Source organism: Holdemania sp. 1001302B_160321_E10 (genome assembly GCF_015552275.1).
Classification (GTDB): domain Bacteria; phylum Bacillota_I; class Bacilli_A; order Erysipelotrichales; family Erysipelotrichaceae; genus Holdemania.
In genome coordinates this window covers 1-14,897 of the sequence record NZ_JADNEM010000018.1, presented here as the reverse complement: position 1 = coordinate 14,897, position 14,897 = coordinate 1, and the positions used below count along the sequence as shown (strand labels likewise).

At 51.9% G+C, this 14,897-nt stretch carries 13 protein-coding genes; 8 read left to right on the top strand and 5 right to left on the bottom strand.

What is annotated here, in order from left to right; translation table 11 throughout:
* Positions 1-477: 477 nt before the first annotated feature.
* From I2D94_RS11580 to I2D94_RS11560, 5 genes are all read left to right on the top strand, one after another.
* Complete coding sequence (locus I2D94_RS11580) at positions 478-1,461, top strand: LacI family DNA-binding transcriptional regulator (protein WP_072684647.1); 984 nt, start codon at positions 478-480, stop codon at positions 1,459-1,461.
* Positions 1,462-1,701: 240 nt separating this feature from the next.
* Positions 1,702-3,603 (top strand): sucrose-specific PTS transporter subunit IIBC, encoded by a 1,902-nt coding sequence (locus I2D94_RS11575; protein WP_072684646.1) that lies wholly within the window; start codon positions 1,702-1,704, stop codon positions 3,601-3,603.
* Positions 3,600-4,916: a glycoside hydrolase family 32 protein gene (locus tag I2D94_RS11570; RefSeq protein WP_195396999.1), complete on the top strand. Its 1,317-nt coding sequence runs from the start codon at positions 3,600-3,602 to the stop codon at positions 4,914-4,916. Before I2D94_RS11575 ends, I2D94_RS11570 begins: the two co-directional genes overlap by 4 nt.
* A complete protein-coding gene (locus tag I2D94_RS11565) occupies positions 4,913-5,854 on the top strand; it encodes a carbohydrate kinase (RefSeq protein ID WP_195396998.1) in 942 nt (313 codons plus the stop codon). The genes I2D94_RS11570 and I2D94_RS11565 overlap by 4 nt, the downstream gene beginning before the upstream one ends.
* Positions 5,855-6,176: 322 nt before the next feature.
* Complete coding sequence (locus tag I2D94_RS11560; protein WP_072684643.1) at positions 6,177-7,349, top strand: FMN-binding protein; 1,173 nt, start codon at positions 6,177-6,179, stop codon at positions 7,347-7,349.
* 229 nt (positions 7,350-7,578) lie between these two features.
* On the opposite strand, the gene I2D94_RS11555 is transcribed toward I2D94_RS11560, so the two are convergent.
* Positions 7,579-8,370, bottom strand: a complete 792-nt coding sequence (locus I2D94_RS11555; protein ID WP_072684642.1) for an alpha/beta fold hydrolase — start codon at positions 8,368-8,370, stop codon at positions 7,579-7,581.
* 17 nt (positions 8,371-8,387) lie between these two features.
* A complete protein-coding gene (locus tag I2D94_RS11550) occupies positions 8,388-8,912 on the bottom strand; it encodes a GNAT family N-acetyltransferase (protein ID WP_072684641.1) in 525 nt (174 codons plus the stop codon).
* 133 nt (positions 8,913-9,045) lie between these two features.
* Here I2D94_RS11550 and I2D94_RS11545 point away from each other — a divergent pair, with 133 nt between their 5' ends.
* Complete coding sequence (locus I2D94_RS11545) at positions 9,046-9,810, top strand: HAD family hydrolase (protein WP_072684640.1); 765 nt, start codon at positions 9,046-9,048, stop codon at positions 9,808-9,810.
* A gap of 120 nt (positions 9,811-9,930) precedes the next feature.
* Here I2D94_RS11545 and I2D94_RS11540 read toward each other — a convergent pair whose 3' ends face one another.
* The gene (locus I2D94_RS11540; protein WP_072684639.1) at positions 9,931-10,602 is read right to left on the bottom strand and encodes a hypothetical protein; all 672 of its coding nucleotides are present in this window, start codon (positions 10,600-10,602) and stop codon (positions 9,931-9,933) included.
* A 174-nt stretch (positions 10,603-10,776) separates the two neighbouring features.
* Between I2D94_RS11540 and I2D94_RS11535 the strand changes: the two genes are divergently transcribed.
* Both I2D94_RS11535 and I2D94_RS11530 read left to right on the top strand, forming a co-directional pair.
* Entirely contained in the window at positions 10,777-11,340 is a 564-nt protein-coding gene (locus I2D94_RS11535; RefSeq protein ID WP_159432795.1) for a TetR/AcrR family transcriptional regulator, read from the top strand.
* Between the two features lie 21 nt (positions 11,341-11,361).
* A complete protein-coding gene (locus I2D94_RS11530; protein WP_072684637.1) occupies positions 11,362-11,757 on the top strand; it encodes a DUF2871 domain-containing protein in 396 nt (131 codons plus the stop codon).
* A gap of 244 nt (positions 11,758-12,001) precedes the next feature.
* Here I2D94_RS11530 and I2D94_RS11525 read toward each other — a convergent pair whose 3' ends face one another.
* Entirely contained in the window at positions 12,002-14,614 is a 2,613-nt protein-coding gene (locus I2D94_RS11525) for a response regulator (protein ID WP_072684636.1), read from the bottom strand.
* Between the two features lie 92 nt (positions 14,615-14,706).
* Positions 14,707-14,897 (bottom strand): hypothetical protein (locus tag I2D94_RS18325; protein ID WP_229056867.1); only part of this gene is annotated, 191 nt, incomplete at its 5' end.

Below are 14,897 nucleotides of genomic sequence, written 5' to 3'. Positions count from 1 at the left end.
TCTGCGGATCGAGTCCTTTTTTATTCTTTCCCATGGCGATGCTCCCCTGCCTGCACAGGCCGCTTCCGTCCACTTGCTTCCCATGGCAACCCGAACCCGCTTTTCTTCTGTTCTGAGCTTCTTCCCGTTTTTTTATCTTTTAAACCGCAAACAGGCGCCAAAACTTTCTATACGCTTCAGCGAACAGGCAACAAGGAAAAGACGTCCGCTAAGACACCCAGAATTAGTCACGACGCTGCAAAGTGAAGGGGAAGTGTGAATCCAGGGCGAAATGACAAAACCCTGATTTTCCCTTCGATTCTGATGCAGCATCACATTTTTACCCTTATGCCGCTTGAAAACAAGACGATCATACCTTTGCCCTCAGTTTAGAAATTGATCAATATAGATCGGCTCTTCGCCGCAGGTTTAACCCACATGCCTTGAATCCGGCCCGGCGGTTATGCTATGATGAAACGCATAAAGGAAGACGACAGAATGACGAAAATAACGATGAAGGAAATCGCCGAGTTTGCGGGCGTAGGCAAAAGCACAGTATCCCGCTACTTTAACGGCGGTTATGTCAAAGAAGAAACGCGGCTGCGGATTGAAGCGGTCTGCCGGGAATATCACTATCAGCCCAATTCCGTAGCGAAGACGCTGAAAGCCCGGCATTCCTATCAGATCGGGGTGATCACGCCCTCGATTGATTCCCGCACCAGTGCGCGGGTGCTGACGGCATTGGACGAGCAGCTGCGCTTATCGGGTTATACGCCGCTGCTGATCAACACAAATCACAATGAAATCCGCGAGCTGTCGAGTCTGGAAAGCTTCAGCCGGATGAACGTCGAGGGAATTATTTTGTTAGCCACGCAGATCACGCCGGAACATGAACGGATCATCCATAAGCTGCGCCTGCCGGTGATCGTGCTGGCGCAGGAAATGGCGGACGTCGTCACGATCACACTGAACGATTACGAAGCCGGCCGCGAGGTTGGACTGCGGATCGGACAGACTCATCATCAAGCGGTCTGCCTGCTGGGCGTCAGCGAAACGGATAAGGCCGTCGGGATCACGCGCAAGCAGGGAATTCTGGACGGCTTACAGGAAACCGGACTTTCCCGGATTGATTTTCTGGAAACCGATTTCAGTTTTGCGACCTCCCGTCAGGTTGTGCGGGAATACCTCAAAACGCACCGCCCGGACTGTCTGATCTGCGCAACGGACAATCTGGCGCTGGCCGCATTTAAGGAACTGCACAGCGCAGGGCTGCGGATTCCGCAGGATGTATCGTTAGTCGGTTTTGGCGGCTACGATGTCTCTGAAGTCCTGACTCCGGCGTTAACCACGGTGCGTTTCGACTATGAGCTGGAAGGCCGCACCGCCGCCGAGCTGATTCTCGAACTGATCGCGGGCAATCCGGTGGAATCCGTTAAGATCGGGTATACTTTAATCGAAGGCGAAAGCGTTATCGACCGATAGCGCTTTTTTGTTTTCCCCTGTCGCTATGAAGGGCACAGCCCGCTTTTTTTCACCGTCCTTCAGATCATGATAAAAAAATCAACGCCGAAAATGGGAGAAAAGCCAAGTTGAAAGAAAGGGAAAACGATAAAAATAAACGATTATTAAAAAATATGGTACCGTTCCCATATTTCCTGTTGACATTTCCGAATGACAGGTCTATATTAATTATGGGAACGGTACCACAAGGAGGAAGAAACTATGAATTATCCATCCATCGCCGCTCAGATCGTCGCCGCCGTCGGCGGCCGGGAAAACCTGAGCAACGTCATGCACTGCGCGACCCGGCTGCGTTTAACCTGCCTGGACGAATCCAAAATCGACGCCGACACGATCGCCGAAATTGAAGGCGTCAAGGGCGTCTTCAACGCCAAAGGGCAGTTTCAGATCATCTTCGGTTCCGGCACCGTCAATCAGGTCTGTGACGAAGTCCTGAAGCTGACCGGCAGCCAGCCTGTCCAGCCGCAGCCCAAAGCGGAAGCCGGGGGCAGCGTGATCAACCGCTTCATCAAGATGCTCAGCGATATCTTCGTACCGATCATTCCGGCGATTGTCGCCGGCGGCCTGTTGATGGGCATCAACAATATCTTCACCGCCGAAGGCTTATTTGTCAGTGGAAAAACCTTAATCGAGCTGGCTCCGCAGTTCGCTGATCTGGCGGCCATGATCAACCTGTTTTCCAACGCCGCCTTTACTTTTCTGCCGGTGCTGATCGGTTTCAGCGCAACGAAGAAATTCGGCGGCAATCCTTACCTGGGCGCAGTCCTGGGCATGATCATGGTTCATCCGGAACTGATGAACGCGTACAGCTATGGTACCGGCGCGCTCGTTCCGACATGGAATCTGTTTGGTTTGTCGATCGAAGCGGTCGGCTACCAGGGCACGGTGCTGCCGGTTCTGGTGATGTCGTTCTTCCTCGCCAAACTGGAAACCTCGCTGCATAAAATCACACCGAGCTGGCTGGATAATCTGACGACGCCGCTAATTTCAATTCTCGTCTGCGGCTTTGTCACCTTCCTTGCGGTCGGACCAATCATGCGCACCGCCGGCAACCTGTTGGCCTTCGGGATTTCGTGGCTGTATCATTCGCTGGGCTTCATCGGCGGCGGTTTGTTCGGTTTGTTCTACGCTCCGATCGTTTTAACCGGCATGCACCACAGCTTCATCGCGATTGAAACGCAGCTGTTGGCGGAAACCGCAGTCACCGGCGGCAGCTTCATCTTTGTCACCGCCTCCATGAACAACGTTGCGCAGGGTGCGGCCGTGCTGGCTGTTCTGGCAACAACTAAAGATTCCAAGCTGAAAAGTCTGTGTTCGGCTTCCGGAATCAGCGCGCTGCTGGGGATCACCGAACCGGCAATGTTCGGCGTCAACCTGAAGCTGAAAACGCCGTTTTACGCGGCGATCATCGGTTCCGCTGTGGGTTCGGCCTACGTCGCCTTCCACCATGTCTTAGCCGTCGCGCTGGGCGCCGCGGGCCTGCCGGGCTTCATCTCAATCCGTCCGGCCGACTGGCTGCACTTTGCGATCGGGCTGGCGTTAAGCATGGTCACCGCCTTCATCCTGACGCTGGTCTTCACGAAAAAGCAACAGAACCCAACTGGAAATACAAAACCGCAGACAGACAAACGGAACGCGCTTCCCGCGGTGGACAACCAGACGCTCTTAGCACCGGCTGCCGGTATGGTAAAACCGATCGAGCAGTCCACTGATGGGACATTCAGTGAAAAGCTGATGGGCGACGGCTTCGTGGTTTTCCCAACCTGCGGAGAAGTCTGCGCACCGATCAACGGCACCGTGAAATTCATCTTTCCGACCAAACACGCAATCGGACTGGTCAACGAGGACGGCGTGGAGATGTTGATCCACATGGGCATCAATACCGTCAGCTTAAACGGCGAACCGTTCACGATTCTCGTTCAGGAAGGCCAGAACGTCCGCGCCGGGGAACCGTTGGCAATCATGAATCTGAAACAGATCGAAGACGAGGGCTGTTCGACGGAAATCTGCTGCATCTTCACCGCGCCGACACCGTTTCACTGGACCTTTGAGGGTGAAGCAGCGCAAGCCCAGCCGATCATCACCTTAGGAGACAAACAATGACCGATTACCGCTTAACTTATCATCTGTCGCCCCGGCGGGGATGGCTGAACGATCCCAACGGGCTGTGCGTCCATGACGGGAAAATCCAGATCTATTATCAAGCGGATCCTGACAGCCTGACCGGCGGCTGCCGCAAGTGCTGGGGACACTTCACAACGATCGATTTCCGCCATTACACCGACTGCGGTCTGGCGGTCAAACCGGTGGAACGCTTTGAATCGCACGGCGCTTATTCCGGCAGCGCGCTTTCGCTGGACGGGCAGCTGCACCTCTTCTACACCGGCAACGTCAAGGAACCGGGCGATCACGATTACATCCGCTCCGGCCGCCAGCACAATACAATCCACGCCGTCAGTCAAGACGGGCTGCGCTTTGATCAGAAACAGGTCGTGCTGACCAACGCCGATTATCCGGATTTCTGCTCGTGCCATGTCCGCGATCCGAAGGTCAATCCAACCGCCGACGGCTATGAAATGATTCTGGGGGCGCGCACGCTGGACGACGAAGGCTGCGCCCTGCTTTACCGCAGCCGTGATTTACAACGATGGCGGCTGGATGCCGTGCTGCGTTCCGCCGCGAAGATGGGCTATATGTGGGAATGCCCGGATCTGCTTCATTTTGATCAAGCCGATGTGCTGCTCTGTTGTCCGCAGGGGCTAGAGCGTCAGGGTTATCACTATGAAAATGTTTACGACAACGGCTATTTCATCCTCCATGGCGATGAAGCACGAACATACCGCACGCTCGATCACGGTTTCGATTTCTACGCGCCGCAGACGTTTCTGGATCCTCGCGGCCGGCGGATTCTGATCGGCTGGATGGGCTTGCCGGACACGGACTATACGATACCGACAAAAACCTGGATGCATGCGCTGACCTTACCGCGCGAGCTGCGCTTTGAAGACGGCCGGCTGAAGCAGCGGGTCATTGAAGAGCTGCAGGCCGGGCCAGCTCTGACCAAAACCGTCAGGCAGACGAAGGCGCCGGAGACCTTCGTTTTAAAAGCTTGCCCGCATGGGGCGCTGACCTTAACGATCGACGGCCTGAAACTTGTTTATGAAAACGGCTTACTGACGCTGGATTGTTCGCAATGCGGCTGCGGCCGGACTCAGCGGCATGTCGAGCTGGACAAACTGGACAGTCTGGAATTGTATATGGACGTCTCCAGTGTTGAAATTTTCATCAATGACGGCGATGTCAGCCTGACCTCGCGCTGTTTCTTTGAAGGTTCCGTCCGCAATGTCGCCGCCAGCTGTGACTTTACGCTGTATCAGGCGCCGCGAATTGAAATAGAAAGCAGGGATTCCGAATGAAAAAACTGATTGCGATCGGCGAAGCGCTGATCGACTTCATCCCCGCCCAGACCGGCCGGCTTCAGGACGTGGCGTCGTTTGAGCCGCATGTCGGCGGAGCGCCGTGCAACGTCTGCGGCGCGTTTGCCCGCCTGGGCGGAACCAGTGCGATGATCACGCAGCTGGGCCAGGACGGCTTCGGCGATAAAATCGTCAGCGAATTAGCGTCTTATGGCGTCGATACGACGATGATCGAGCGGACATCCGCGGCCAACACCTCGCTGGCCTTCGTCGCTCTGCAAGCGGATGGCAACCGGGAATTCAGCTTCTACCGCAAACCCGGCGCAGACATGTTGATGCGGCCGGACCAGCTCCGGAAAGAAGGCTTCCAGAATTGCGGCTTCCTGCATTTCTGCAGCGTCAGCCTGGGCGATTTTCCAATGCGCCAGGCTCACAGGCAGGCCATCGCGATGGCTCGCGAACAAGGCGCGCTGATCAGCTTCGATCCGAACATCCGCCTGCCCTTGTGGCCCGATGCCCAAGCCTGTCAAAAAGCGGTGCGGGAATTTCTGCCGCAGGCGGAGATCATCAAGATATCCGACGAAGAGCTGGAATTCATCACCGGAACGACGGATCTGCAAAAAGCGAAGGCGTTCCTGTTTACCGAGCGGACGCAGCTGGTGCTGTATACCTGCGGCAGCCGGGGCGCTTATGCCCTGACGCGCGGCGCGGAAATTTACGAACCTTCCTTATCCGTAGAAGCGCTGGATACGACCGGGGCGGGGGATGGCTTTATCGGCTCCTTCCTTTATCAATGCGCCCGCGATCAGGTCAGCGATCTGACTGCCTGTTCCCCAGAACAGCTGCGCCGCTACCTCCGGGCCAGCGCCGCTTTCTGCGCCGCCAGCATCCAGCAGAAAGGCGCAATTTCCTCCTATCCGACCACGCTGACAGAATAATTTCCAATTTTCCTGCTCATCCTCTCACTGCTTCTCTCCTTAAAATCAGTCACGGCCAATAATCCCCTCCCTTTTACCTGGATCCTGCCTGAAGTGCAGGATCTTTTTTAATTCATCAATTTCACCTGATCCTTGCGTTTCCGCTTCGCCTGGACAAACCGTTGATAAAGAGTCATCACAAATTCTGGAAACGATGGTCCCGCGGTTTAAGCTTTTAAACCAGAAATTTATGTTCCTGCTTCAGAATAGTTCGTTCATCCGCTAACAAGTTGTTTTTATTTTTCAAATATGATAAAAGTTAAACAAAGGGAGGATTTAAGAAATGAAAAAACTGCTCGCGATCCTGGCTGCCTGCGCCATGGCCATGGGCCTGACAGCCTGCGCTTCAACGCCGAAGGAGGATACGCCAACGCCGACGCCAGAGGAATCTACCGCTCCTGTGGTCGAAAGCTTTTCCGCCGAATATGAAATGGTCGGCACCACCTCGGCCGGCAAGCCGAAAAACGACACGTTTATCTTTGAAGGTAAAACGACCGACGGCATCATCACCGAACTGAACTTCGATATCATCCGCAACAAGGGACTGGAAGGAGAATACTCCAAGAAAGACATCATGGGCTATCAGATGAACGTCTCCGACGCCGCTGTGACTAAAACCGGCGATGGCTTTGAGCTGACAAATCTGGGCATGAACGGCTATGAAACGAAATTCGGACAGTACATGATCACCGCCGTCTGCAAGGATCTGACCGACGCTTCGACGTTTAAGGATCTGACAATCACCAACTACACCGGCGAACAGCTGAACATGGAAGATTCGCTGATGATTTATCAATATCTGGCCAACGAAGCCAAGCTTCAGCTGACGGAGGATACGCCGCTGAAGGATCTGCTTGCGCTTTTTGATCTCTATAAAGACGGCGCGTTTGTGGAAGGCACAAAGCGTGTTTCCTTCGCCGGCTTCCATGGCGGACGCAGCTATGGCGAACAGATCGACGCGATCGCGGATTACATCTTGGCTAACAACATGACGCTTCAAGACGTCTATGAAATGTTCAAAACAGTAAACCAGCAGAGCGAGCCGATCGAGGAACGTGATACGATCACCGGCGCGACCATCGCGTTTGTCGGCGATTTCCAGCGGATGGTCTACATGGCGATCCATGGCGAATTATTTGAAGGCGTCACCAATCACAGCACCGCGGAGGGTGTCACTACGGTGGAAGTCGTGACGCAGGGCTATGCCGGAGAAATTGAAACGCATGTCAGCTTCGATGACAGCACGAAAAAAATCACGGCGATCACAGTCCGTGACGATCAGGAAACCGATACGGTCGGCGGCCTGTTAACTGCGGAAGGTTCAGAATTCATTCAGAAGCTGATCGACAATCAGGAAGCGCCGGATTCCGTCGATGCGGTTGCCGGGGCGACAAAAACATCCAACGGACTGGTAAAAGCGGTTCAGTTCGCTATCGAATATTACAACAGTTTATAGGCTGAAAATAAAGAAAGAGACTGTAACGTGAAAGGTAAAAACCGAAACGTTCCAGTCTTTTTTCTTCTTTATGCTATTCCCATCCGGAAATTCTCACCGATTCACCAGGCACAGACAAATAGCACAGATCCCCTGACAGGCGTGGCCGGTCAAAGGTCCGCGATCCGATCGCTGATCGTGGAGTCATCTTCAATAATGCCTATTGTTTTTATCGTCAAGGCGCATTTTCTCAATCGCTTTCAACCTGAATCAGAAAATCGGCCAGCGCCTGCGCCAGAAGCGATGGATCCTCATACGCCATGTTGTGACCGACGCCGGACAAAATGCGCACGCTGATGCCATGATGAGCCAGTTCCTCGACATCCGGATCCGGCAGCGATTTCTCCCCGAACAAAAACGTCTTCGGACAATCCAGATCATAGAGACGCTGCCGCCATGACGGCTTTCCGCCCCGCACCGCATCCACGGAAAGCCGGTGCATCGCTTCCGGCAGCCAGGTCCGCAGCGTGAGGGCCCAGGTTGGCGGAATTCCATGGGGTTTTCCTACCGTGTCGAACAGATGGGGATAGGCTTTTTCCACAAATACAGCTTCGCTGAACTGCGCCGTTTTGTAGCTGGGCTGATCGGATGGACTGGGATCGAGATTCGCTTCGCTGAGAATCAAGCCCCGGACGTGGGCACGGCAGTTTTCTGCGGCGCTTAATGCGATGGGCCCGCCGAGACTGTGACCATACAGAATTACAGAACCGCTGAACCGCTCGCGGATCAGCTCGGTCAGAACCTGCGCATGAGCCGCGACGGTATAGGTAAACTCCCGCGGTTTCTCACTTTCGCCCGCGCCGATTAAATCGATCAGGACGCAATGTTTTCCCCGCAAGGCCGGTGCGGAAGCCACCTGGGAATAATCCAGGCCGCCGGTACACCCAATTCCGTGAATCAGAATCAGCGCCGGGCCGGTTCCCGGCCTTTCCTCATAACGCAAAAACGCCTGCGCTGAAGGACTGAAAAACTCCTGAAGCATCGTTTCTTCCCCTCTTTCTATCGCATGGATGACGCTGATCTTTCACGATCAGCCCGTGTCAACGAACAATCCGATGACTCACTCGGGTCTGATATTGCTTTCACATCGGTCGGTCTGAGCGGCAGCGTAAACTTAAAATGCCGGCACGTCATTCCCTGCTTTTTATAAAAGGCATGACTGGAAGTCCGGCGTTGATTGCACGCGCATTCCAGCTGCGGACAGCCTGCCTGCGCCGCGATTTCTTTCGCCTTCCCGAATAACAACTTTCCCAGGCCCTGACCGCGGGCTTGTTCGTCGACGACCAGCTCCTGAATCTCCGCGATCGGCGCTATGTGATGAAGCAGCTTCTGCACGTGCACGCTCACAAAGCCGCGAATTTTTCCTTCTGACAGCGCGGTCAGATACACAATCTGCGGGTTATTCAAATTTTCCAGATAAACACCGTTAAAAACTTCCCGATCCATCGGCGCTTCCTCCAGCTGTTCGATCAGCCGGGCAACGGCTTCCCGATCTTCCGCTTCTGCCTTACGAATTTCAATCATGAACATATCCCTCCTGTCCGCAAATTTCCAGTTTTATTCATTATACCATGATTAGGGCATGACACCGCCTTTTGCCGCTTGTTCCCTGAGGCTTGAAATGCTATACTCAATGATTATAAGGGGGATTGTTCTAATGAAATACAAATGTGTCGTCGTCGATCTCGACCAGACGCTGCTTCACGAAGATAAATCATTGTCTCAAAAAACCATAGACGCCTTCGCTAAACTGCCGCCGGAAACGGAAATTGTCGTGGCGACCGGCCGGGCGATCATACGGACTCAGCGCTATGCCGATCTGATTCACGCCCGTTCGATGATCTGCACCAATGGTTCGATCGTCTATCATCAAGGCGAGGTCATTCACCGCACGGAAATTGACAATCAGAAAGTAATCGATCTGATTCAAGTTGTCCGGAAAATCGAGCCGGTGCATATTACGCTGTTCTATCCGACGCAAGGGTATACGACCAACGAGTATTACATCAACAAAGGCGAATCGCTGCGGCTGGATCTTGATCATTTTGAAACGCATGAGATCCAGAAAATCTTCATCGTAACGTCCAATCACGCGGCAGTTGAGGCGATTGACTTTTCCAGTTATGGCATGAAAGCCGTTCCGTTAACCGAAAATCCGGACATCTTTGTCATTACAGCAGATCAGGTCAATAAAGGCAGTGCGCTGCGGGCGCTATGTGATCATCTGGGGCTGGATTTGAGCGAGGTTGTCGCCTTTGGGGATGATTACAACGATCTGGAAATGCTTCAAGAAGCGGGCTGCGGCGTCGCGATGGCCAATGCCGTTGGGGAAATCTCAGCGTCTGCCGATCAGCACACACTGAGCAATGAAGATGACGGCGTTGCCTGGTGGTTAGAAAAACACCTCGCCGATTTTCAATAACGAATACCGCCGGGATTTTCGTTAACTCTTAACGGCCCAACCAAATCTCATTCGATCAAAACAGCCGCGGCCGGATTTCTCCAGACCGCGGCTGTTTGTATTCTCAGACGCGCTGCGTCTTTATTTTGCCTGAAGCTCTTTGCGCATGGCGGAATAGCCAATCCACACCGTCCACACATAAGCGCAGGTCTTCGGAATCATCAACATTCCAATTAACGGAAGGGTATCCGCCCACAGCACAACCGGAATATAAAAGCCGAAACTGAGAATGATCGTCAGGCTCATGAAGCGAAACGCCGCGTCGTGATGCTCCTTTGTGCTTTGATAAAACAACACGATGATCAACAATCCCAGTAAAGCGAATGGGATGTTGCGGTAAATTCCCCAGGATAGCGGAGCGTTGGCGCTGGTCCAGCCATTCTGCGGGAACAGACACAGCGCGATCCGCAGCGCCGCCAACAGATAGACAATCCTGGTCAGTCCCTGCTTTCCCCTCACCTGATACCGCTGACGCCAGACATAATACAATAAAACATAGAAAATCGTCATCGTGATGGACGTGATGAATTTTCCAATTCCCAACGCGAACGTATAATTTTCCAATCCCGTCGTACACAACGCAAGCGCCCGGGGCACAAGATGGAATGCATCCCCTGCGCCTAAGGTCACCGCCATGATGCCGAACAAAACATACTGACGATGCCCGCGCCCGGCGCGGATCATGATCAGTCCGAGCGTGATCACCGTACAAAGATAAACGATGTCGAATACAGTTTCAACAATAGCCTGCATAACTTTCCCTCCTTTTATGAACATTGTTCATTATAGTCGTCAAGATCGCTTCTGTCAACACTTTTACGGCTTTTTCATCCCTTTCTTTTTTTGTTCATTTTGAGCGTCAGCGTTGACTTTCAGGCTTCTTCTTCCTATAATGAACATAGTTCATATCATGAAAGGAGGATTTCTTTGCCTAAACTCTTGCCGAATTTAAGGCAGACTTTAATCGAAAAAGCAATCGAGCTGTCGCGCACCGGCGGCTTAAGCGGATTAAAGCTGCGTGATTTAGCCCGCGAATGCAATATCGCGTTAGGCACATTGTATAACTATTATCCGACGAAAGACAGTCTGGTTCTGGACGTGGTCCAGCAGTTCTGGCAAAATTGTTTTCACCAGAAGACGTTTCCCGAGGGCGACGTTTTAGTCAAGCTGGACTGGCTTTATTCCACAATGAAGGAAAGTGTCGACGAATTCTCGGCAGAATTTCTGCATGCCGCCTCCGGGTTATCTCCTGCGGCTTTAGAAGAAGCCAAGAGCCGGGAACTGCACGCCCAGAAACATCTGACCCATCAGTTGGCCTTAGCGCTCAAGAACAGCTTTCCTGATGAAACTGACGATCAGCTCAACGAGCGGGCAGCTTTCCTGTTTTACAGCCTGCTGGGTTGTCTGGAAAACCGCGGTTACTGCTATGCTTCGCTGCGGGACTGGCTAAAAGTCGTCCTGGCGTCAGCTGAACAAACTCAAAACCAATAAAAAAGAAAGGAAATTCATTGAATGAAAAAACTGATCAATACCGCTTTTATCTATGCCCTGGCCGCCATGGCCGCCGGCGTCTTCTACCGCGAAGTTACGCGGATGCTCAATTATACAGGCCGGACTTATCTGTCGCTGGCTCATGGCCATCTGTTTCTGTTAGGCGTCTTATTTTTCCTGATCGTCGCGCTGTTAAGCAAGTTCATTGATTTCACCGAAACTGCTTCTTTCCGCAAGGCATTCATCGTTTATAACGTCGGCCTGATCTGGACTGTCGCCTTGTTCTTAGTTCACGGTTGGATGGAAGTGCAGGGAATGGCAGTCGGCGCCATGATCGCCGGGATCGCCGGTTTAGGCCATATTTTATGGGGCGTCGGGTTAGTCTGGATCCTGAATCTGATCCGTTCCCGCGCTTAATTGACACTTAAGAAGCGCTGCTCTTTCGCTTTGGCGGTGATCTTCGGCTATTCAGCTTCTCGTTCAGATTCTCCCGGAATTGAAAACAAAGCCTGATCCCGCCGGTGCGCAAAAGAGCGCACAAATTAATAAAGAACTTGACTGGAAAGTAGTCAAGTTCTTTTACTTTGGATTAGACAGCGCAATTCACCCGGAATTACATTACCAGCCGGATTTTTCCCGATTCAGCGGTTCATTCTTGTCTTTATGCCTGATTCAGGATTTCCGTCAGCGTCGTATACAGCTGGCTGACGTCGATCGGCTTGGCAATGTGGGCGTTCATTCCCGCTTCCTTGGCCCGCGCGATATCCTCAACAAACGCATTCGCTGTCATAGCCAGAATCGGCAGCGTTTTAGCGTTGGGATGATTCGAATTCCGGATAGCCTGAGTCGCTTCATAGCCATTCATAACCGGCATCTGGATATCCATCAGGACCAGATCAAAGTAATCCGCCTCAGAATTTAATATCTGATCCACCGCATCCTGACCATTGAGGGCATGTTCCACCTGCATATCTGCCATTCTTAAAATCTCCGTCGCAATTTCCATATTCAATTCGTTATCTTCAACCAATAAGACCCGCCGGCCGGAAAGATCATGCGGCGTAACTGTCTTGGGTAAGTCCAGAGCCGGTGCGGACTCGAAATTCGGACGGCGCGTTACCGCCATCAGTGTATTATAAATCGTTGAGGCAAACATCGGCTTGGAAATGAACGCGTTCGCTCCCGCTTCCCGGGCCGCCTGTTCGATCGGACTCCAATCATAAGCTGAAATGATGATAATCAACGTATCCGCCCCGACAAGCTTGCGAATCTGGCGTGTCGTTTCAATGCCGTCCATATCCGGCATCTGCCAGTCGATGAAGCAGACGTCAAATTCGTCGTCCGTTCCATGCGCATCCGCAATGACCTGCACCGCGGCTTCGCCCGTCAGAACCCACTTTGCCTGAATTCCCATTTTTTCCAACAGGATCGACGTATGGATACAGGTGTCCTGATCATCGTCGACAACCAGAACGCCCAGCGTTTCCAGCTTCTGCGTCTCAGAAACGTGCGCCGAAGCTTCCATCCGATCAAACGCCAGCTCGACGATAAACGTCGTCCCTTCGTTTTCTTTACTGAAGACCTGAATGGTTCCGCCTAAAAGCGATACCAGATTCTTCGTGATCGACATTCCCAATCCCGTTCCGCCAAACCGCTGCGAAATTGATCCATCCGCCTGTTCAAACGGCATATAGAGCTTCTGTAAAAATTTCTCGTTCATGCCGATCCCCGTATCGCTGACGGTAAAGCGCAGGCGCACCTGATTGTTGCGGAAACCGATCTGCCGGACTTCCAGGCGAATCTTTCCATTTTCCGGCGTGAACTTGACGGCGTTGGACAACAGATTCAATAAAATCTGATTCACACGCATTGCGTCGCCGATAATGACTTCTTCAGTGAAATCAACGACCGTCGCTTCAAAATTCTGATTGCGGGAACGAGCCTGAGAATCAATGATCGCGGTTATGGACTGAATCAGCTGACGGAATTCAAACGGTTCGCGGCTGATCGTCAGCTTGCCTTCTTCAATTTTTGACATATCCAGCACGTCGTTGATCAGCGAAAGGAGGTGTTTGGAAGAGAACCCGATCTTTGTCAGACAATCCTCTACCCGCCGCTGATCCTGAATGTTCGCCGCGGCGATCGTCGCCATCCCGATAATCGCATTCATCGGCGTGCGAATTTCATGGCTCATCCGCGATAAAAAGTCTTTTTTCGCATCGTTGGCTTTCTGCGCCAGAGCCAGAGCGTCGCGCAGATTCTGCTGCGCCAGAAGCGCCTCAGTCTGATCGCTGATGCTGATAATATACCGTACAACCTGATCGTCAACTAAAATTGGATAAACTTTTAATAACAGCCAGCTCTCCCGTTGTCCATGGACTTCCAGCTTGAGGTTCAGCTCAGCCTGGCTGCGGAGAACGCCGGAATGAAATAATTGATAGAGTGCGGCGCTGTCCGTTTCCGAAAGCCGCGACATAAAATTATCATAGTCTTCCAACTGTTCCTCATCCAATCCCAGAATCCGCGTGCAGTTGGGACTGATATATTCCATCAGCTTGTCCTTTAAACTATAAATAAAGAAGACGTCATCGACGTTCGTGGACAGTAAATCGAACATTTTTTCCCGATCGGCGACGTCATGAACGCGGCGGCGTTCGAGATTGCGCGTCGTTTTGATACTTAATACAATAATGAAAAGGGAAAGCAGGATCGCGGTGATGATCGCCAGCGAACTTGTTCTTTTCATCTCTTTTTCAAGCGATAAAATTTTCTGATTGGCAAACGTGATAATCGTTGTCAGCGTGTCGCTGACTTCATCGTAAATCGGATAGATATTCTCATTCAAATAATCGTTAATTTCAACGTTCGTAAGGTTGGGAACCTGTTGAAGCAAGACCGCCTGCGCCTCGATCAGCGCGTTCATTTTTTCCTGCAGGCGTTCGGTATCCGCCGCTGGCCCCAAATAATTTTCGGCAATCCGATCCAGCGACTGCTGCTGCATCGTATACCGGCTGTTCAGCAGGTCTTCTGTTTCTTCAATGGAATGGAAGCTGTCCGTCAGGAAAATACTGATGAACTGTTTCATGTCCAAAAGCCGCGAACGCATTTCGCGGGAGGAATTGGAAACTGTATATGGATGATCATAAATGCGGGAAGCCGCGGCCTCCATGTTCCGTATGGAATAAATGCAACTCAATGAAAAAATAATCGAAATGACGCAAATAACCAGCGTACTGGCCACAGTTGCTTTACTGGAAGCAAAGTTAGACTTCATCTTTTTTCTCCCTTACTTGTTTGATCAGCACCTGAGGTTCATTTTAGCCTTTTTTCTAAGTGCGATGGCCGAAAATTCTTCAATCCTATTCATTATAAATTAAAATAAGAAAAAAACAATTCCATATTGAAAAAACATCTGTTTTTACGGATATTGTTAGTTTTTAAGTGAATTGAAAAAGTAAACGCAGCCTTAAGACTAAAAGGAATTGCATTTACTTTTGCAAAGACGCGGACTGCATTTACTCGTGCAAATGAGTTATAGTCATCTTGTATCTCCCTGT